This is a genomic window from Bradyrhizobium betae (assembly GCF_008932115.1).
Lineage (GTDB): Bacteria > Pseudomonadota > Alphaproteobacteria > Rhizobiales > Xanthobacteraceae > Bradyrhizobium > Bradyrhizobium betae.
In genome coordinates this window covers 2770459-2791123 of the sequence record NZ_CP044543.1, presented here as the reverse complement: position 1 = coordinate 2791123, position 20665 = coordinate 2770459, and the positions used below count along the sequence as shown (strand labels likewise).

At 65.2% G+C, this 20665-nt stretch carries 16 protein-coding genes; 4 read left to right on the top strand and 12 right to left on the bottom strand.

Translation table 11 applies throughout. The annotated features are described in order from the left end of the window. The first annotated feature begins 166 nt into the window (after window positions 1-166). The 3 genes from F8237_RS13400 (at window position 167) to F8237_RS13390 (ending at window position 6027) form a co-directional block, all read left to right on the top strand. Window positions 167-1384 carry an efflux RND transporter periplasmic adaptor subunit gene (locus F8237_RS13400; protein ID WP_162006033.1) on the top strand — a complete coding sequence of 406 codons (1218 nt, stop codon included), beginning with the start codon at window positions 167-169 and terminating at the stop codon, window positions 1382-1384. After that, the gene (locus F8237_RS13395; protein WP_151645341.1) at window positions 1381-4551 is read left to right on the top strand and encodes an efflux RND transporter permease subunit; all 3171 of its coding nucleotides are present in this window, start codon (window positions 1381-1383) and stop codon (window positions 4549-4551) included. The genes F8237_RS13400 and F8237_RS13395 overlap by 4 nt, the downstream gene beginning before the upstream one ends. A gap of 282 nt (window positions 4552-4833) precedes the next feature. Next, a complete protein-coding gene (locus F8237_RS13390) occupies window positions 4834-6027 on the top strand; it encodes an ABC transporter substrate-binding protein (RefSeq protein WP_151645340.1) in 1194 nt (397 codons plus the stop codon). Between the two features lie 204 nt (window positions 6028-6231). Here F8237_RS13390 and F8237_RS13385 read toward each other — a convergent pair whose 3' ends face one another. The 4 genes from F8237_RS13385 to F8237_RS13370 are packed head-to-tail and all read right to left on the bottom strand — an operon-like array spanning window position 6232 to window position 10830. Further along, window positions 6232-6618, bottom strand: a complete 387-nt coding sequence (locus F8237_RS13385) for an MAPEG family protein (RefSeq protein ID WP_151645338.1) — start codon at window positions 6616-6618, stop codon at window positions 6232-6234. A gap of 27 nt (window positions 6619-6645) precedes the next feature. Beyond that, on the bottom strand, window positions 6646-7728 hold the full coding sequence (locus F8237_RS13380) for a lipocalin-like domain-containing protein (protein WP_151645336.1): 1083 nt from the start codon (window positions 7726-7728) through the stop codon (window positions 6646-6648). Then, a complete protein-coding gene (locus tag F8237_RS13375) occupies window positions 7718-10180 on the bottom strand; it encodes an FtsX-like permease family protein (RefSeq protein WP_151645334.1) in 2463 nt (820 codons plus the stop codon). The genes F8237_RS13380 and F8237_RS13375 overlap by 11 nt, the downstream gene beginning before the upstream one ends. Continuing rightward, window positions 10177-10830, bottom strand: coding sequence for an ABC transporter ATP-binding protein (locus F8237_RS13370; protein ID WP_151645332.1), 654 nt, complete (start codon window positions 10828-10830; stop codon window positions 10177-10179). The genes F8237_RS13375 and F8237_RS13370 overlap by 4 nt, the downstream gene beginning before the upstream one ends. A 146-nt stretch (window positions 10831-10976) precedes the next feature. Here F8237_RS13370 and F8237_RS13365 point away from each other — a divergent pair, with 146 nt between their 5' ends. Continuing rightward, a complete protein-coding gene (locus F8237_RS13365; RefSeq protein WP_151650543.1) occupies window positions 10977-12314 on the top strand; it encodes an MFS transporter in 1338 nt (445 codons plus the stop codon). A gap of 209 nt (window positions 12315-12523) precedes the next feature. On the opposite strand, the gene F8237_RS13360 is transcribed toward F8237_RS13365, so the two are convergent. From F8237_RS13360 to soxZ, 8 genes are all read right to left on the bottom strand, one after another. Beyond that, the gene (locus F8237_RS13360; protein ID WP_151645330.1) at window positions 12524-14239 is read right to left on the bottom strand and encodes an N-acyl-D-amino-acid deacylase family protein; all 1716 of its coding nucleotides are present in this window, start codon (window positions 14237-14239) and stop codon (window positions 12524-12526) included. A 208-nt stretch (window positions 14240-14447) separates the two neighbouring features. Then, window positions 14448-15653, bottom strand: a complete 1206-nt coding sequence (locus tag F8237_RS13355; RefSeq protein WP_151645328.1) for an MFS transporter — start codon at window positions 15651-15653, stop codon at window positions 14448-14450. 138 nt (window positions 15654-15791) lie between these two features. After that, window positions 15792-15950, bottom strand: coding sequence for a hypothetical protein (locus F8237_RS36345; protein WP_167527475.1), 159 nt, complete (start codon window positions 15948-15950; stop codon window positions 15792-15794). 85 nt (window positions 15951-16035) lie between these two features. Then, the gene (locus F8237_RS13345; protein WP_151645324.1) at window positions 16036-17076 is read right to left on the bottom strand and encodes an MBL fold metallo-hydrolase; all 1041 of its coding nucleotides are present in this window, start codon (window positions 17074-17076) and stop codon (window positions 16036-16038) included. 304 nt (window positions 17077-17380) lie between these two features. Next, complete coding sequence (gene soxB, locus F8237_RS13340; protein WP_151645322.1) at window positions 17381-19126, bottom strand: thiosulfohydrolase SoxB; 1746 nt, start codon at window positions 19124-19126, stop codon at window positions 17381-17383. Between the two features lie 54 nt (window positions 19127-19180). After that, window positions 19181-19486: a hypothetical protein gene (locus F8237_RS13335; RefSeq protein ID WP_151645320.1), complete on the bottom strand. Its 306-nt coding sequence runs from the start codon at window positions 19484-19486 to the stop codon at window positions 19181-19183. Next, on the bottom strand, window positions 19483-20346 hold the full coding sequence (soxA, locus tag F8237_RS13330) for a sulfur oxidation c-type cytochrome SoxA (protein WP_162006032.1): 864 nt from the start codon (window positions 20344-20346) through the stop codon (window positions 19483-19485). The genes F8237_RS13335 and soxA overlap by 4 nt, the downstream gene beginning before the upstream one ends. After that, on the bottom strand, window positions 20346-20657 hold the full coding sequence (gene soxZ, locus F8237_RS13325) for a thiosulfate oxidation carrier complex protein SoxZ (protein WP_151645316.1): 312 nt from the start codon (window positions 20655-20657) through the stop codon (window positions 20346-20348). The genes soxA and soxZ overlap by 1 nt, the downstream gene beginning before the upstream one ends. Window positions 20658-20665: the final 8 nt, after the last annotated feature.

Sequence of the window (20665 nt, the reverse complement as noted above, 5' to 3'; positions counted from 1 at the left end):
ACGGCGCGAGCACGGCATCCCCGTCAACCCGCCATCCGGCTAGCGCATCCGCCCAAGCATTGTGCTGGCATCGGTCTTGAACAGTTCATCCTCGCCACCCATCTCGTGGCGCCCGCGGGTACGCGCGTACCCTGCAATTTCCGCGGCTTTTATGCGAGGACCTGGGATGACTGGACCGGACGGAAGCGAGCCATTTGTCAAAACGCACGATTTCGTTGAGTTCCGGCCTTACGTAATCGCTGGCCTTCTCGCGGCGGCGTTTGCGCTCACCGGTTGCGGACAGCCGACCTCGCAGGCGGGCGCGCCGCCGCCCGCGCCGGTGACGGTGGCCCAGCCGGTCAAGCGCACCGTCACCGATTGGGATGAGTTCACCGGCCGCTTCGAAGCGGTTGAAGAAGTGCAGGTGCGCCCCCGCGTCGGCGGCTTCGTCAACTCGGTCGAATTCGAGGACGGCGCGATCGTGCATCAGGGCGATCTGCTCTACGTGATCGATCCGCGCCCGTTCGAGGCGGTGGCGGAGCAGGCGGACGGCCAGCTCGTCGACGCGCGCGCCAGGGTCGAGCTTGCCAAGCGCGAGCTCGACCGCGGCCTCAACCTGGTCCAGACCAGTGCGGTCTCCGAGCAGGTCGTCGATCAGCGCCGTCAGGCCTTGCAGGCCGCGCACGCCGCGGTGACGCAGGCCGAGGGCGTGCTGAAGGCCGCCAGGCTCAACATCGAGTTCACCCATGTGACCGCGCCGCTCACCGGTCGCGTCGGCCGCCATCTCGTCAGTCCCGGCAATCTCGTGCAAGGCAGCGACAACGGCTCATCGACGCTGCTGACCTCGATCGTGACGCTTGATCCGATCTACGTCTATTTCGACATGGATGAAGCGACCTTCATCAAATACAGCAAGCTCTGGTTCGAAGGGAGGCGCCCGAGCTCGCGCGATACGGCGAACCCGGTGCAGGTGACGCTGGCTGGCGAGACTAAGTCGTCGCATGAAGGCTCCATCAACTTCCTCGACAACCGCCTCGATGTCTCCACCGGAACCCTGCGCAGCCGCGCCGTGATCAAGAACACCGATCTGTCGATCCTGCCCGGTCAGTTCGGCCGTATCAGGCTGATCGGCAGTGCGCCCTATGAGGCCCTGCTGATTCCGGACGCTGCGATCGCAACCGACCAGTCCCGCAAGATCGTGTTCGTGGTCAAGCCGGACGATACCGTCGAGGCCCGCCCCGTGGTGCTCGGTCCGCTGGACGAAGGCCTGCGCGTGATCCGCGAAGGGCTGAAGCCGGACGATCGCGTCATCGTCAACGGCATCCAGCGCGCCCGTGTCGGCGTCAAGGTTGCCCCGCAGACAGCGCCAGCGCCGGCCGTTGGCAAGCCTGGTGACAAGTCATGAATCTGGGTCGTCTCTCCATCAACCAGCCCATCCTTGCGATGGTGCTGTCGATCGTGCTGCTGATCGTCGGCGCGCTCGCCTACACCACGCTGCCGGTCTCCGAATATCCCCAGGTGGTGCCGCCGACCGTCGTGGTCACCACGCAATATCCCGGCGCTTCGGCGCAAACCGTGTCCGACACCGTCGCCGCTCCGATCGAGCAGCAGATCAACGGCGTCGAGGACATGCTGTATCTCTACAGCCAGGCGACCTCGAACGGTCAGCTCACCATCACCGTCACATTCAAGCTAGGCACCGATCTCGACAAGGCGCAGGTGCTGGTGCAGAACCGCGTCGCGATCGCGCAGCCGCAATTGCCGGACGAGGTGCAGCGCAACGGCGTCGTCACCCGCAAGAACTCGCCCGACATCCTGATGGTCGTGTTCATGCTGTCGCCTGACGACACGTTCGACCAGCTCTACATCTCCAACTACGCGCTGCTCCAGGTCCGCGACCAGTTGCTGCGGATCGACGGCGTCGGCGACATCCAGATCTTCGGCGCACGCGACTATTCGATGCGGCTCTGGCTCGACCCTGACCGTATCGCCAATCTCGGCCTGACCTCGACCGAAGTCCTGGCCGCGATCCGCGCCCAGAACGTGCAGATCGCGGGCGGCCAGATTGCCGAGCCGCCGATCGCCGATCGCGCCTTCCAGCCGAACCTCACATTCACAGGGCGCCTGAAGGACCAGAAGCAGTTCGAGGACATCCTGATCAAGGCCGGCTCCGACGGCCGCACCGTGCGCCTCCGCGACGTCGCCCGTATCGAGCTCGGTGCACTCGCCTACTCGACCAACAGCTTCCTGCTGCGCAAGTCGGCGGTCGCCATGCTGGTGACGCAGCGGCCTGGATCGAACGCGCTCGCGACGGCGAAGAACATCTCCGACACCATGACCAGGCTGAAGGAGAGCTTTCCGAAAGGCCTCGACTACAATATCGGCTACAATCCGACCGAGTTCATCGCGCAGTCGGTCCACGAGCTGATCAAGACGATCTACGAGGCCATGCTGCTCGTGGTCGTCGTCGTGCTGGTGTTCCTGCAGGGATGGCGGCCCGCGATCATTCCGATCATCGCGATCCCGGTCTCGCTGGTCGGCACCTTCGCGGTGATGGCGGCGCTCGGCTTCTCCATCAACAATCTCACGCTGTTCGGCCTCGTGCTCGCCGTCGGCATCGTGGTCGACGATGCCATCGTCGTGGTCGAGAATGTCGAACGACATCTCGAGCACGGCCTGAGCCGGCGTGACGCCGCGCTCAAGACGATGGAGGAGGTCGGCGGCGCGCTGGTCTCGATCGCGCTGGTGCTCTGCGCGGTGTTCGTGCCGACGGCATTCCTCGGCGGCATTTCCGGGCAGTTCTTCCAGCAATTCGCCGTCACCATCGCGGTGGCGACCGCGATCTCCTGCTTCTGCTCGCTGACGCTGTCGCCGGCGCTGGCGTCGCTGATCCTCACGCCGCATGAGGAGAAGAAGCCTCCGGCCGCCTGGAATCTGATTGCGCGCGGCTGGAACGGCTTCACTGGCGCCTTCAACCGCCTGTTCGACCGGCTTGCGCATGGCTATGCCGGCGTCGCCAATTTCGTCATCCGCCATTCGGCGGTGATGATCCTGATCTACGTCGTGCTGATCGGCAGCGCCGGCTGGCTGATCGGGACCACGTCGCAAGGCTTCATTCCGGCGCAGGACCGCGGCTACGTCATCATCTCCGTGCAATTGCCGGGCGCGGCGTCGCTGGCGCGCACCACGGAGATTGTCCGCGAGATCGAGCGGATCTCGCTGGATACGCCGGGTATCATCCGTGTGGCCGCTTTCGCGGGCTTCTCCGGCGCGACGCGTACTCAGGCCGGCAATGCGGCCGCTCTGTTCCCGGTGTTCGATGAACCCGAGGTGCGCCTGAAGAAGGGGCTGACGGCGAACGCCATCACCGGCGAGCTGCGCAAGCGCCTGGCCGCGATCCAGGGCGCCTTCATCATCGTGATTCCGCCGCCGGCCGTGCCCGGCATCGGCACCGGCGGCGGCTTCACCATTCGCATCCAGGACCGCCAGGGCCGCGGGCCGGAGCTGCTCGCCGCGGCCACCGATGAGCTCGTCGCAGCGGCGCGCAAATCGCCCTTGCTGCTCGCTCCGACGGTGTTCTCGCCGTTCTCGGCCAACACGCCGCAGCTCTTCCTCGACATCGACCGCACCAAGGCGCAGAAGCTCGGCGTGCCCATCGCCAACATCAACGACACGATCCAGACCTATTTCGGATCGACCTATGTCAACGACTTCAACCTGTTCGGCCGAACCTATCACGTCACCGCGCAGGCGGACTTCCCGTTCCGAAAGGAGCCAAGCGATCTTGCGCGGCTGCGTACGCGCAACGCCTCGGGCGACATGGTGATGCTCGGCAGCGTGGTCGAGTTCAAGGACATGTCGGGACCCGACCGCGTCGCGCGCTACAATCTCTATGCGGCGTCCGAACTGCAGGGCGAGCCGGCGCCGGGCGTGAGCTCGACCACGGCGCTCAACACCGTCAAGAAGCTCGCGGACGACACCCTGCCGAGCGGCTTCACCTTCGAATGGACCGACCTGTCCTACCAGCAAATCACCGGCGGCAATGCCGGCCTCTACATGTTCCCGATCTGCGTGTTGTTCGTCTATCTCGTGCTCGCCGCGCAATATGGCAGCTGGACGCTGCCGTTTGCGGTGATCCTGATCGTGCCGATGTGCCTGCTCGCCGCCACCATCGGTGTGCGGATCATGGGGCAGGACGTCAACATCCTCACCCAGATCGGATTCGTCGTTCTGGTGGGGTTAGCTGCAAAGAACGCGATCCTGATCGTCGAATTCGCACGCGACATCGAGAATGAAGGCAAGCCGCGGCTGGAGGCCGTGATCGACGCCTGCCGCCTGCGCCTGCGGCCGATCCTGATGACGTCTTTCGCCTTCATCCTCGGCGTCTTGCCGCTGGTGATTTCGTCCGGTTCCGGTTCGGAGATGCGTCAGGCCGTCGGCGTTGCCGTGTTCTTCGGCATGATCGGCGTCACCCTGTTCGGGCTGCTGTTCACGCCGATCTTCTATGTGGTGGTGCGGAACCTGGCGGAGGGGCGGAACGAGGGGAAGAAGCCGGAGGTGGTGGCTTCTTAGGTGCTGGTGGTGGCCACTGGCGTCTCAACATTCACGCTGTCATCCCCGCGTAGGCGGGGATCCATAACCCCAGGGAGAAGTTTGGCGAAGACTCGGAGTCTTCGCCAAACTTCTCCCTGGGGCTATGGGTCCCGGATCTGCGCTTCGCTTGTCCGGGACGACAGCGATTGTTGGGCGCGCAGAATCCCATACTAACGATCAACATGAAATGGATGGGCAGGCCCGGTGTTCTTCACTAGTATCCGCCCGATTTTAAAACAGAAAACTGCTGGGAGCTAACACATGAAATCAGCACTTTTGGCTGCTGTCGCAATTTCGGCCCTGATGCTGGCGGCGCCGGCCACGGCGCAAGGCGTCAAGATCGGCATTCTCAACGACCAGTCCGGCGTCTACGCCGATTACGGCGGCAAATGGTCGGTGGAAGCCGCCAAGATGGCGATCGAGGATTTCGGCGGCGAGGTGCTGGGCCAGAAGGTCGAACTGGTCACGGCCGACCACCAGAACAAGCCTGATCTTGCGACCTCCATTGCGCGGCGCTGGTACGACGTCGAGAACGTCGACATGATCACGGAGCTGACGACCTCATCGGTCGCGCTCGCGATCCACGAGCTCTCCAAGGAAAAGAAGAAGATCGACATCGTCGTCGGCGCCGCGACCTCGCGCCTCACCGGCGATGCCTGCCAGCCCTACGGCTTCCACTGGGCCTACGACACCCGCGCGCTCGGCGTCGGCACCGGCGGTGCGCTGACCAAGGCCGGCGGCGACACCTGGTTCTTCCTCACCGCGGACTACGCCTTCGGCTACGCCCTGGAGAAGGACACCAGCGAGATCGTCACGGCCAATGGCGGCAAGGTGGTCGGCTCGGTGCGCGTGCCGCTCAACTCCTCGGACTTCTCCTCCTTCCTGCTGCAGGCGCAGAGCTCCAAGGCGAAGATCGTGGGCCTCGCCAATGCCGGCCTCGACACCACCAACTCGATCAAACAGGCCTCTGAGTTCGGCATCGTCGCCGGCGGCCAGAAGCTCGCCGGCCTGCTGATGACGCTCGCCGAGGTGAACGGCCTCGGCTTGCAGGCCGCGCAGGGCCTGGTGCTGACGGAAGGCTATTACTGGGACGTCAACGACCGCACGCGCAATCTCGGCGAACGCTTCCTCAAGCGCACCGGGCGGATGCCGAACATGATCCAGGCCGGCACCTATTCGGCGACGCTCAGCTATCTCAAGGCGGTCAAGGCCGCCGGCACCAAGGACCCGGACGCGGTCGCCAAGAAGCTGAAGGAGCTGCCGGTTGACGACGACTTCGCGCAAGGCGGCAAGGTGCTTGAGAACGGCCGCATGGTCCACGACATGTATCTGTTCGAGGTCAAGAAGCCGTCGGAATCGAAGAAGCCCTGGGACTATTACAAGCAGCTCGCGGTGGTCCCCGGAGACAAGGCCTTCTTCACCGCCAAGGAAAGCGGCTGTCCGCTGACGAAGTGAGCCAACGCTGGTGCTCCACTCTCGCTGTTGTCCCGGACAAGCGAACGAAGTGAGCGCAGATCCGGGACCCATAACCACAGGCCGATGTGGTTATGGGGACCCGGAGTAACCAGTCTGCGCCACAATCACTCCCTGTGGCTATGGATCGCGGATCTGCGCTGCGCTTGTCCGGGATGACAGCGGAATGTGTCGAGGCGTCGCCCCTCACACCAGCCGCAACACCACCGCCCCAATCGCCCCCGCCCACAGCGCAAGGGCGGCGATGCCCTGGATCGCGAAGCCTGGGCCGCGCTTGGCTGCCGCCTTCGAATAGCCGATGAAATACACGATGCGGCCGATGATCCAGACCGCGCCGATTCCGGCTGCGATGGCGTCGCCGATATAGATCGCGAACAGCCAGAGCGCCGGCAGAAAGACCGGCATCCATTCCAGCGTGTTCATCTGAATGCGGAAGGCGCGCTCGAAATCGGGATGGCCCGACGTCGCAGGTACCTTGACGCCGGTCTTTTCCCGCACGCGCGAGACGTTGATGCAGACGAAGAGATAAAATGCAATCGCCAGCAGCGTGACGAGAGCGGTGAGATGATACATGGCCAATCCCTTCAAACGAGTTGGGCTTCAATAGCCGGTTAGCTCGAGATAGCCAACGCCGTCATGCGTGCCGGCGAAGCTGATCGGCCCCTCCCAATAGGAGAAGCCGGTCCCCATCCAGGCTGTTGGGTTCAGCGGCTTGCAGGAAATCGAGAAGGCGCGCGAGGGAATCGCGATTTGCCATTCCACCGGTAGCTTGCGTCCCGCGACCTCCGCGGTCGCCTTTGGCGTCATCTGGATGTCGCCGCCCGCAATCATCTGCGTGTCGCCCGCGGCACTGATCCAGTTGCAGAACGGATAATATTGGCCATCCTTCTGCCGCAGCCGGTACAGCATCAGCTTGTCGCCGGACGACAGATGCAGCGACAGCCAGTCCCAGCCGGTCTGGTCGGCGTCGAGCGGCTGGCTGCTCCATTCGCGATCCATCCAGGCTTGTCCTGATACATCGACGGACTTGTCGTCGATGGTGAGCGTGCCGCGCGCGCGGTAGAACGGCTGGCTGTAATAGTAGGAGGCTTGCCCGCGCTCGGACTTGCGGCTGTAGCCGTGGTCGCCCTGCAAGACGACCGGACGATCGGCCTCCAGCGTGAGTGCGTAGCTGAAGTCGGTGCCGGCGGCTTTCAGTGTGAGTGGCGACAAGGCGCGATCGTCGGTGCGCTCGAGACTTTTCATCTCCCAATCGTCGATCCACGCCGCGAACGGCTTTGCAGTGACGCCGGCCTGCCCGACCCCGCCGCGCGAAAAGGCCTCGTTGAAGCGGTGGGTGTCCGCGCGCGTCACCGCGGCATGCGCCATCCAGATCTGCTGATTGGCCCAGCCCTCGCCTTGCGGCCCCGGCTGCGCCGCCTGGCGGAACAGCGTCCATTGCAGCCCGCACGCCGCGCCGCTGCTGTCGACCAGGTTCGCCGTCAGATACCACCACTCGATGCGAAAGTCCGGATGCGGGCCGTGATCGCCTGGAAAGGAAAATGCTCTTCCTGGCGTCACTTTCGCAAAGCCATCGGCGCTCTCGCCAAGTCCGGCATAGCTTTGCGCGCCAGCACGTCGTGCGAGGGCGAGCGCGGCGATGCCGCCGGCGAAGGCGCGCCTTGAAATCCTCTCAGCGCTCATTGGCAAACACCTTGACGAGGCTCGCCGGCTGCATCCGCGCCAGCCGGATCATCGGCAGCAGTGCGGCAATCAGCGATGCGAACACTGCGACAGCGACCAGCTCGACCAGCTGCAGCGGAAACACATGGAACGGCAGCCGCCAGCCGAACGCCTTCACATTGACGATCGCGATCAGGCACCACGCCACCAGCAGCCCGAGTGGCACGGCCAGCAGCGACGTGAACAGTGCAACCGACAGCGTCTTGGTGAGCTCGATCGCAGCGAGGCGCGGCCGCGTGATGCCGATCGCCCAAAGCGGCGCGAGTTGCGGCAGCCGCGAATTCGCCAGCGTCAACAGGCTGGTCAGCAGCGCAATGCCGGCGACGCCGAGCGTGAACGCGTTCAGCGCCGACGTCACCGCAAAGGTGCGGTTGAAGATCCGGATCGATTCCGCCTTCACCGTTGCCTGATCCGCAACGCTGCGATCGTCGAGCGCGAACTGCTTCTGCAAGGCAGTGATCAGCCCGGGGATATTCTCCCTGGCGACAATCAGCCCGATCCGCGTCTGCGGCGTCTGCGGAAAATGCCGGATCAGGGCCGCGACGTTCACGGTCAGCTGTCCCTTGGGATTGCCGTAATCGGCATAGATGCCGGCGATGTCGAGCTCCCAATTTCCGCCGGGCGTCGGCACGTCGATGACGTCGCCGACGCGCACATCTAGCCGCCGGCTCAACTGTTCGCTGATGAAGGCGGCATTGCCCGGCACCAACTGGGTCCAGGCGCGCGGCGCGGTCTCCAGAAGCGGCCAGCGTTCGCGATAGAGCGCGTGGTCGGGCAGGCCGAGCAATTCCACCGGCTGGCCGCGCACCTGCGTCTCTGCGCGGCCACCGGACAGGATGGCTTGAACCTCGTCGCGCTGCTTCAGCCAGTTGCGGATTGCCGTGCCTTGTGCGTTGTCGGAGGCGCTGATGTAGACGTCGGCCGCGAGCCGCCCGTTGAGCCAGCCGATGAAGGTGCGGCTGAAGGTTTCCACCATGGTGGACACGCCGACATTGACGGCGAGCGCGAGCAGCAGCGCCATCAGCGCGAGCGACAGTCCCGACAGTTGCTGCCGGCTGTCCGCCCAGAACCACAGCGAGAGCGGTCCGCGCGCGGTGCGCTGGCCGGCGAGCAGGATGATATCGAGGAAGGCCGGCAGGATCAGCGCCGCACCGAGCATCAGCGCCGCCAGCACGCCAAAACCCGCGATCAGCGATTGCCCGTAGTGAAGCAGCAGCAGCGCGACGACGAACACCGTGCACGCCGCCAGACTTTGCAGGATCAGCCAGCGGCGCTGACGCTGCTGCCAGGCGTATGGCTGCGCGGTCGCCAGCACCGGCATCCGGATGGCCTTGATCAGGCTGGTCGCCGCCGCGACGATCGCGCCGGCGACGCTGATGCCGATGCCGGCAAACCACCATTCGGGCTGCAGCGTGAGTTGCCCCGGGATCTGCGCGCCATAGAGCCCGCGCAGCGATGCCGCCACATCCGGCAGCAGCGCCGCGGCGATGAAATAGCCGCAGACCAGACCGATCAGGCCGGCGACCAGCGCCAGCGCCACCAGCTCGACCACCAGCACCGTGTTCACCAGTCGCGCCGACGCGCCGCAGGCCCGCAAGGTGCGCAGCATCGGCAGCCGCTGCTCGAAGGCGAGGCCGACGGCGGAGTTGACGATGAACAGTCCGACGAAGAATGACAGCAGGCCGAAGGCGGTGAGGTTGAGGTGAAAGCTGTCGGTGAGGCGCTCGAGCTCGGTCTCCGCATTCGGTTCGACCCGCTGCAATGCCTCGCCGACGACGCTTTGCAGCGGCGCGGGCTTGCCCCTCGGCTTGCCGATCAGCAGCCGCGACAGCTGGTCCGGCTTGTTCAGCAGCCGCTGCGCCACGCCGATGTCGACCACGAGCACGTCGGGCACGAGTTGCGGCAGCACGCGTAGCGGCGGCAGCTTTGCGCCGTTGCTGATCGGCGGCGCCGCGCCTTCCTGCGCCTGCAGATCGCTCAGCGTCTCCTTCGCCACCAGCGTCTGGCCGGGCGCGGCAACGAAGCTGCTCAAATCCGAGGCGCCGAGGCGCGGCGCATTGCCGACATCGGCCGGCAGCGTCACCGGCTCGATGCCGAGCAACCGCACCGAGCGGCCGTTGACCTGGACCCGTCCCTCCAGCACCGGCGAGACCGGCCAGCCCGCGCGGCGGAGCTTGACGAACAATTCCTGCGGAAAAGTCGCCGCGTCGGGCGCGACCAGCATCGCCGTGCGCACGCCGCCGAAGGTTGCGGCGGCACGGTCATAGGCGCTGCGGGCCTGCTGGTTGATCGCCTGCACGCCGCTCCACAATGCGGTCGCGGCGATCAGCCCGATCAGGAGCGTGGCGAACTGCATCTTGTGCCGCCGCCAATGGCTCAGGAGCACCGCGAGCACCCACAGCGCGCGCCTCATGCGATCCGTCCCGCATGCAAGGTGAGGTGGCGGTCGAGCGTGCCGGCCAGATGCAGGCTGTGCGTCACCATCAGGAAGCCACAGCCGGTGCGCGCAACGAGGTCGCGCGTCAGCGCCAGCACGTTCTCCGCGGTGTCCTCGTCCAGATTGCCGGTGGGCTCGTCCGCCAGCAGCAGCGAAGGCTTCGTCGCCAGCGCCCGGCCGATCGCGACCCGTTGCTGCTGGCCGCCTGATAATTGCTCTGGATAACGCTTGAGCAAATCTCCGAGCCCGAGTCGCTCGGTCAGCTCCCTGGACCAGGCCGCATCATGCCGGCCGGCGATCCGCGCCTGAAAGGCCAGATTGTCCGCGACCGACAGGCTCGGGATCAGGTTGAACTGCTGGAAAACCAGGCCGATCCGGTCGCGCCGCAAGCCGGCGCGGCCTGCATCGGAGAGCTCTGTGACCTCGATGTTCTCCAGCCGGATCGTGCCGCCATCGGCGGCGTCCAGCCCGGCGATCAGGTGCAGCAGCGTGCTCTTGCCGCTGCCGGATTCGCCTGTCAGCGCGACGCGTTCGCCCCCCCTGATATCGAGATCGACCCCGCGCAGCACGTGAACCGGTTCGCCTGCCGAGGAGAAGGTCTTCGAGAGATTTCGGATGGTCAGCACGATCAATGGCGCCGGACGGAATTAAGGGAAATGCTGCGTAGCACACCTGCCGTGGAAATGCCGGGGTTGCGTTGCCGTTCAAGCCGTTGTTAGCTTCGGCAACGGCCAAATCATAAAAGTGCCAAAAAGAACATACGGGGAGAATGATGAGCGCTCAGGGAACGCCGTCCGCGGCGGGTAAGACGGCAGGGATGTCCAGCGCAACGCCGAAGGGCGCCTGGACCGTCACGTTTCTCCTCTTTCTCTTCATGGTCGTGAACTTCGCCGACAAGATCGTCGTCGGTCTCGCCGGCGTGCCGATCATGACCGACATGAAGCTCGACGCCGAGCAATTCGGCCTGCTCGGCTCCTCGTTCTTCTTTCTGTTCTCGATCTCGGCCATCGTGGTCGGCTTCATCGTCAACAAGGTCCCGACGCGCTGGGTGCTGCTGACGCTGGCGGTGATCTGGGCGCTGGCGCAGTTCCCGATGGTCGGCGCCGTGTCCTTCACCACGCTGCTGATCTGCCGCATCGTGCTGGGCGCGGGCGAAGGCCCGGCCTTCTCGGTCGCCGCGCACGCGATCTACAAATGGTTCCCCGACGAGAAGCGCACGCTGCCGACCGCGATCCTGTCGCAGGGCTCGGCCTTCGGCGTCATCCTGGCCGTGCCGGCGCTGAACTGGGTCATCGTCAATCACTCCTGGCATTACGCTTTCGGCGCGCTCGGCGTGGTCGGCCTGATCTGGGTCTGTGCCTGGCTGACGTTCGGCAAGGAAGGTCCGCTCGAGGACACCCAGGTCCTCGCCGCGACCGAGCCGCAGATTCCCTATGTGCAGTTGCTCACCTCGCGCACCTTTCTCGGTTGCGTGATCGCGACCTTCGGCGCCTATTGGGCGCTGTCGCTCGGCCTCACCTGGTTCACGCCCTTCATCGTCAAGGGCCTCGGATTCTCGCAGAGCCAGGCCGGCTTCGTCTCGATCCTGCCCTGGGTGTTCGGCGCCACCATCGTCATCCTCACCGGCTGGATCTCGCAGGTGATGATGGCGCGCGGCTACACCACGCGCATCTCGCGCGGCGTGCTCGGCTCGGTGCCGTTGATCATCGGCGGCCTGATCCTCGCCATGATGCCGCATGTCGCGGGTGCCGGCTTGCAGATCGCGCTGCTTGTCGTCGGCTCGGGCCTGTGCGGCGCGATCTATGTCGTCTGCCCGCCGATGCTCGGCGAATTCACGCCGACGTCGCAGCGCGGCGCGGTCATCGCCATCTACGGCGCGCTCTACACGCTCTCCGGCATCATCGCGCCGGCCGTGATGGGCACCGTGATCCAGCGCGCCGGCAACATGATCGACGGCTACATGACCGGCTTCACCATCAACGCGGTAGTGATGGTCGGCTCCGGCGTGATCGGCCTGCTGCTGCTGTGGCCGAATACGGAGAAGGCGAGGCTGACACGCGGTGCGGCGGCGCAGCCGGCCGGGTTGAAGGGCGCGGTGTCGCCGACGTAAGGGGGCGCTCCTCTCCCGGCCTCAACCTCAACTGTCGTCCCGGACAAGCGAAGCGCAGATCCGGGACTCATAGCCATAGGCCGTGGTTTGGCGAAGACTCGGAGTTGCCAGCTCCGCACCACGCTTCTCCCTGTGGTTATGGGTCCCCGCGTGCGCGGGGACGACAGCGAGATTGAGGCGCGGCCTTCGCGCCTCAGACCAATCCCCGCTTAATTCATCCCCTGCGCACCCCGGATCAGCTTCCCCGGCCGGCGCCCCGTTGCCTCGCCCTGCCGCCGCGTCACCACGCCCGACACGATCGTTGCGTCATAGCCATCCACATCCTGCAACAGCCGCCGCCCGCCCACCGGCAGATCGTAGTGCACCTTCGGCGGATGCAGATGCAGCCGGTCGTAGTCGATCACGTTGACGTCGGCCTTGTAGCCGGGCGCGATCAGTCCGCGATCGGTCAATCCCACGGACAGCGCGGTCTTGCGCGACTGCGCGGCAACCACGAACGGGATGGTGAGCTTCTCGCCGCGCTTGCGGTCACGGGTCCAATGCGTCAGCAGATAGGTCGGGAAGCTGGCATCGCAGATGATGCCGCAATGCGCGCCGCCGTCGGACAGGCCCGGCACCGATTGCGGATCGATCAGCATCTCGCGCGTCGCATCGAGATTGCCGTCGGCATAGTTGAGGAACGGCACGTAGAGCATGCCCTTGCCCTCGTCCGACAGCATGGCGTCGTAAGCGAGCTCCTCCGGCTGACGTCCCTGCTTGCGCGCCTGCGGGCCCAGCGCGTTCTCCGGCGGCTGCTCGTAATCGGGGGGATCGCCGAGCAGGAACATCTTGTCGTAATTGGGCCGGAAGAACAGCGGATCGTCGGTCGCGGTCGCCGTCTCGCTGAGAATGGCCTTGCGAACATCGGGTTGATGCAGGCGCGCCAGCCGCTCCTGCAGCGGCAGATGCGCGATCGCCTTGTAGCTCGGATGGGTCTGGAACGGGTTGCGCGACAGCTCGAGGCCGAGCAGCAGACCGACCGGGCGCGCCGCGATCTGCGCGGTGATGGAGAGGCCGCGCTTGGCTGCGGCGTTGATCTCGTCCAGCGTCTGGCGCCAGCGGTTCGGCGCCTTGTCGTTCTGCGTGATCGAGAACGAGATCGGGCATTTGGTGGCGTCCGCCACTCGCAGCATCATCGGCAAATCTTCGTGGATGGTGGAGAGATCGAGCACGAATTGCAGCACGCTGCGGCCCTGGCTGTGCATCGCGCCCGCAATCGCCGTGAGCTCGTCCTCGCCGGCCTTCAAGGTCGGCGTGAAGTCGCCGGTCGAGGTACGGTGGTTGAGCGTGCGCGAGGTCGAGAAGCCGAGCGCGCCGGAGCGCACCGCCTCGCCCGCGAGTTTGGCCATCGCCGCGTTGTCCTCGGCGGTCGAGGGATCGCGCCGCGCGCCGCGCTCGCCCATCACATAGACGCGCAGCGCCGCGTGCGGCAGCTGCGCGCCGACGTCGATGTCGAAATCGCGCTTGGCGAGCCAGTCCATGTAGTCGGGGAAGCTTTCCCACGCCCAGGGAATGCCGGCGCTCAGCACCGGCTCGGGAATGTCCTCGACGCCTTCCATGAGCTGGATCAGGCGGGTGTGGTCGGCGGGCTTGCAGGGCGCAAAGCCGACGCCGCAATTGCCCATGATCGCCGTGGTGACGCCGTTCTGCGAGGAGGGCGTGATGTCATGGCTCCAGGTCACCTGGCCGTCGTAATGGGTGTGCACGTCGACGAAGCCCGGCGTCACCAGCTTGCCGAGGGCGTCGATTTCTTCTTTGCCCTTGGCCGAGACCTTGCCGACCTCGCTGATCCTGCCGCCGGTGATGGCGACATCAGCCTCGAACAGCTCGCCGCCGCTTCCATCCGCAACGGTGCCGCCGCGGATCACGAGATCAGGGGTGCTCATGGTGTTTCTTCCCGTTTTGTCTTGTTGTTGTACGCGTTTCTCTCAGCCGTCGTCCCGGACAAGCGCAGCGCAGATCCGGGACCCATAACCACATGGAGTAGCTTGGCGAAGACTCGGAGTGACCAGTCTCGCGCCGTATCTTCTCCCTGTGGTTATGGATCCCTGCGTTCGCAGGGACGACAGTTGAATTCGTAGCGATACCGACGGCTCAAGCCTTCGCCGGCTTCCGCTCCGTGAACGGCGACAGCACCACCGTCGCCAGCATGAAGATCACCGACGCGCCGAACACCCAGTGCGGCGCGCTCTGGTCCATGATCCAGCCGAACAGCAGCGGGCTGACGATGCCGCCGAGATTGAAACCGGTGGAGACGATGCCGAAGGCGCGGCCGGCAGCACCGGCAGGTGCGGCGTTGCGCACCAGCATGTCCCGGGACGGCGCGATCACGCCGGAGAGAAATCCAGCGGCCATCATCGCGAGGGTCAGGGTCCAGCCGGGCAGCGTCACCAGCGCGATCAGCAGCACGATTCCCGCATTGGCGGCAAAGCAGGCGGCGGCGACATAGCCGTGGCGCTCGGTATGGTCGGCGAGGAAGCCGCCCGCGAGCACGCCGACGGCGCTCGACGCGAGAAACGCGGTCAGAGCCACATTCGCGGCGGAGTAGGACGCGCCATAACCGCTCATCAGCGCCACCACGCCGAAATTGTTGATGCCGGCAACCGACAGGCTGAGCAGCGTGAACAGCACGGTGAGCGTGATCAGCGCCGGCGTGATCACGGCCTGCTTCGGCGCGGTTTCGCTGCCGGGCTTTGTCTTGTGCGCGCCGGCATCGGGAATGCTCATCGTGACGAGCAGCAGCGCCACCAGCACGCCGATCGCACCCGCCGCGAACAGCGCACCGGTGCCGCCGGACACAGTGACGAGTGCGGCAACGATCGCCGGCGCAACCGCGCCGCCAAGATAGCCGGCAAAGGTGTGGATCGAGAACGCGCGGCCCATCCGCGCCTCATCCATGTGCTCGGCGAGGATGGCGTAATCGGCGGGGTGATAGACGCTGTTGGCAAGGCCAAGCAGCACGGCGCAGGCGATCAGCGAGGCGTAGCTCAGATGCAGCCCGAGCAGGATCAGCGCAAGCCCTCCGAGCGTCAGTCCGCCCAGCAGGATCCTGCGCGCGCCAAAATGGTCGACGAGATAGCCGGTCGGCGCCTGCGTCAGCCCCGACACCACCGCGGAGACCGTGAGCGCGAACCCGAGCTCGACATAGCCGACGCCGAGCTGGCTCTTCAGGAACGGGAACAGCATCGGCAGGACCAGCAGATGAAAATGGCTGACCCAATGCGCGATCGAGATCCCGGTCAGCGTGCGCAGCGCGCTGTCCGCCTTGCCTTGCTGCGGTGCGGCGAGAACGTCGACCATTGTTCCGTTTCACTCCCGATGGGAGCGCAAACTATCGGGGACAGCGGTTATTTGTCCATGAACGCACGCGCATGGCAGGTAGCGCGGCCCATCTATCATCCCTGAGAACGCAGGAACGAGATCGGAGGGTAAGGCCCCTCACAACGGCTCGTCATCCTCACCATATCGATCGCGCTTCGGCGTTGCGATGTCGCCGTCCTCGTAATCGTCGTCGTCGGTCGCGCGCGGCGGCGGAGGCTTTTTCGCCTTGTCGTCCGCGATCTTCGGCGGCTCGCTCGGCTTGGCGGTCCTGGCCATGGCTGTTCCCGGATGATGATGTGTCATCCGACCCTATCCTGAAAATATGGAGGGAGCCTGACTTATCTCAAGGGCGGCAATGAGGTCAGCCGTGCAGGATCGGTCCGCCCGCCTTCTTCCAGGCGTCGATGCCGCCGGCGATGTGCGCCGTGTTGGACAATCCGGCTTGCTTCGCTGCGGCCACCGCCATCGCCGAGCGTTCGCCGAACGCGCAGAAGAACACCACGCGGCGGCCGGTGGCGGCGGCGACCTCGCGCAGCATGCCGCCGGGCTTGAGGCTCTCCTCGACGCTCGGATAGGGCGTGTGCAGCGCGCCCTCGAGCATGCCGTGCTTCATCCGCTCGTTGCTCTCGCGCAGATCGACCAGCAGGATATCGGGCCGGCCGAGGACGCGGATCGCCTCGACCGCGCTCAGCGCGCGGCCCTCCTTCTCCAGCTCCTCCTGATGCAGGCCGACATGCATGTTGGCGGGCACCGCCACATCCATCATCTTCGGATTGGGCAGCTTCAAATTGGCCATCAGCTCGATATATTCGTCGACCGAGCGCACTTGGAGGCGCGGATTGTAGCGCCGCTCCTCGCCGATGGTGGAGACGGTGTCGCCCTTGTAGTCATGTGCCGGGAACACCATGGTCTCGTCCGGCAGCTTGAGCAGGCGGTTGAAGATCGAATCGTATTGCGCGCGCGAGGAGCCGTTCTGGAAATCGGTGCGGCCGGTACCGCGGATCAGCAGCGTGTCGCCGGTGAAGACGCGGTCGCCCATCAAATAGGAATAGGAATCGTCGGTGTGGCCCGGCGTGTACATCACGTCGAGCGACAGGCCCTCGATGGTCACTTTGTCGCCGTCGGCAACCCGCATCGCCACCACGTCGGCCTTGGTCTGGTCGCCCATCACGGTCATGCAATGGGTGCGGTCGCGCAGCTCGCCGAGGCCGGTGACGTGGTCGGCGTGCAGGTGCGTATCGACCGCCTTGACCAGCTTGAGGTCGAGCTCGCGCAGCAGCTGGCAATAGCGGTCGACCTTCTCCAGCACCGGATCGAGAATCAGCGCCTCGCCGCCGGGGCGGCTGGCGAGGACGTAACTGTAGGTGCCCGAAACGCTGTCGAAGAGCTGGCGGAAGATCATGGCAAGGCCCGGCGTGGAATTGATTTTTGAAGATTCTACTACGCCGGCCATTATAAAGAGAAGCAATTCACTGTGTAGACGAGAAAATTTAGAAGATTTTTATTGCGCGTGGTGGGATTGGGTACTCACTCCACCTTCCGCTGTCATTGCCCGCCTTGTGCGCAATCGCGCACTGGGGCGGGCAATCCAGTATTCCAGAGACGCCGAAGGGGACGGAGAGGCTGCGGCGTACTGGATTCCCCGCTTTCGCTGGGAATGACACTGCGCGTGGTGTTGCGCTGTGCCACAAAAGCCTCCGGCCGCCCTATCCCGCGATGCCCGGATTGCCGTCGACGCCCTTCAGCGTGACGCCTGAGCCGAGCCGCTCCTGAAACATCCGGCCCGAGCGCAGATATTTGGCCACCACGTCCCATACCGGCGCGCCCTGCCGGCCGTTGATCGAGGCCCAGCCCGCGACCTTGTAGCGATGGCTTGCGCTCAGCGCCTTGCCGCCATGGAGCCTCACATCGGAGATGCGGCTGCCGATCGCGGCATTGGGCGTGCAGGTGTAGCCGAGCCCGCCGGCGCGCACCATGTCGCCGCCCTGCTGGTAATAGGGATCGGCATTGAAGAGATTGTCGCAAATGTCTTCCAGCACGTCCTTAATCTCTGCGCCGGTCATCTCCTGCACATAGGTCTCGGGATAGGTGATCGCGGTCTCCGCGAGCAAATCCTCCATCGTCAGCGGCTGGCCCGGCAGCGCGGTGACGCCCCAGCGGAAGCCCGGCGACAGCGCGATCTCGGCGTCGAGCTCGGTGCGCAGCGCGGCGCAGATCAGCTCGTCGACGGGCCCGGCGAAATTGTCGCGGCGATAGAGCAGGCGGTCAGGCGTTGCGATCTTGTCCGACCAGTCGGTCACATGCGGCGCGCGGACCCGGCCGATCAGTTCGGCCATGGCAGGGTCGGGCTTCAGCAGCTCGGAATAGACCGGCAGCAGACGATATCTGACGTCGCTGACCTTGCCCTTGTCGAGCGCCAGATCGAGCACGCCCAGGAACTTCCCGTTGGAGCCGGCATTGGTCACGAGCGTCGTACCGCCCGCGTTCTTCACCGCGATCGGCTGCGGGATCGCGTCATGGGTATGGCCGCCGAGGATGACGTCGATGCCGGTGACGCGGCTTGCGAGCTTGAGGTCGACGTCCATGCCATTGTGCGACAGCAGGATAACGGCATCGACCTTGTCGGTGCCGCGCAAGGCATCGACGTGCTTCTGCAACTCCTCCTCGCGGATGCCAAAGGTCCAGTCCGGCGTGAACCGTTTGGGATGCGCGATCGGCACGTAAGGAAAGGCCTGGCCGACGATCGCGACGCGATGGCCGGCGAGTTCCTTGATCAGGGAGGGCTTGAACACGCGCCCCGTGGCGTTGTCGAAGGCGCGGGCGTCGTTGAACGCAGCTTCCTCGGTGAGGAAGACGTTCTGCGCCAGAAACTCGCCCTTGAAGCGCTCGAGATTGTCGCGCAGCACCTGCTCGCCATAGGTGAATTCCCAGTGCCCGGTCATCGCCTCGATGCCGAGCAGATTGGCGACCTCGACCATGTCGCGCCCCTGCATGACGTTGGCAAGCGCGGTGCCCTGCCAGAGGTCGCCGCCGTCGACCAGCAGCGAACGCCCGTCGCCAGCGTCGCCCCGCAACCGATCGATCAGCGTCTTCAGATGGGCGAAGCCGCCGAGCTTGCCGAAGCGCGCCGCTGACTTCTCGAACTCCAGGCAGCTGAAGGCATAGGCATCGGCGCTGTCGGCGCGGACCCCGAAGCGCTCCAGGAAGGCGCGGCCGACCAGATGCGGAGGCCGCCCCGCCATCTCGCCGATGCCGATATTGACGCTGGGCTCGCGGACATAGACCGGGTTGAGCTGCGCATGGGTGTCGGTGATGTGCAGGATGCGCGCATTGCCGAACCGTTCGAGGTCGTAAATGCTCGCAGCCTCGGCGCTACGCGCCGGTCGCGGCAAGCTCAGCGATGCTGCGACAATGCCTGCATTCTTAAGGAAATCGCGGCGGCGGATCGCCATCCCAGATTCTCCGCGCCTATTCTCGGCAGTTCGACGGTTCCACAACATCTCAGCTTAGCGGATTTCCATCGCCTTCCACGCTTCTTTTTCAGACATGGCCTGGAAGATCGACGCCTTCGCCAGCGCCTCGGCTTCCTTCGCAGCGGTCGTCGCGCGGTCGAAATCGCCGCCGTCCGCGGCGCGCTTCGCCGCCGCCAGCGTCGATACGGTCACGGTCCACTGGTTGCGAATGCCGGCTGCCTCCCTGGAGGCGGCTTCGGCGGCGGCATAGGCCGCCTTGTAATCCGCCTCGTTTGCCGCGCGCGCCGCAGGCGCGAGGCTCAGGGCGAGCAACATGGCTAGGGGAAGTAACAGCTTCATGGCCGCGCTCCCGGCCCCGAGATCGGCAGGCCGTTGGCGACGTAGGAGAGGAAGTATTCGACGTCGCGATATTCGTCCGCCTGCGGCTCCAGCGGAACCGCGCGGGTCTGGCTGTTGCAGGTGACGAAGCGGCGGCTGGTCGTGCCCATGCCGCTCCATTCGGAGCGGTAGATCGGCATCGCGTTCACAATGCCGAGGGCCGGCGCCAGGATCTCGGCGCGGATGCGCTCGCCCGGGCTCTGCACGTGGCAGCTCGCGCAGGAGAAATTCATCTGGCCGCGCCGCGTGTAGAAATAGCGCTTGCCGTTCTCGAACGCCGCGAGCGCGCGCGGGTCGTCGGGAATCCTGATGTCCATCGGCTTGCCGCGCGAGGTGAACGCCATATAGGCGGTCAGCGAGGCCATCTCGTCCTTGACGTAGGAATAGGGCGCCTCGCCATTGGCCTCGCGGCAGCGGTTGAGCGCGAGCTCCAGCGTGACGACCTTGCCTTCCTTCTCGTCGAAATAGGGATAGTTCTGGCGAATGCCGATGCCGCCGTTCGGGAAGCAGTCGGCGTAGCTCTTGCCGTTCTTGAACGGCGTCGCGAACATCTCCTTGCCGGCGTCGAGCGCGAACTCGTAGGGCGGGAACTCTTCCTTCTCCTGCCACTGCCGCTTCATGTCTGCGTTCATCGAATACGGACCGTTGACGAAGTCCTCGCGCTTCACATCGGGGAATTTCTGGAAGAAGAAGTTCTGGAACGCCTTGGCGTCGGCCGCGGGATCGACCTTGTCGGCCGCGATCACGCGCGGCGAGGCGAGGGTGAGCGCGATCAGCGCGGCGCTCACCGAGCCGAGCACGAGGGCGAGGCGGGTCCTCATCACGCGATCTTCGCGGTGATCGTATCCGATCCGCCCTTGTTGTCGGTCCAGGATATCTTGAGGTCGTCGCCCTTCCTGGCGCCCCTGAAGCTGAACTTGACGTAGGGGTCCTTGGAGACGGCGGTGCCCCAATCGGCGACGAAGACGTCCTTGCCGTTACATTCGAACTTCAGCTCCTGGATGAAGTGCGCCGGGATCAGCTCGCCCTTGGCGTCCTTGACGAAGCCGGTGTCCATGGGATGCTGGATCAGCGCCTGCACCTCGGTGATGTCGCCGTTGGATGTTGCGCGCACGCGAATGCTTGATGCCATCGGACCGA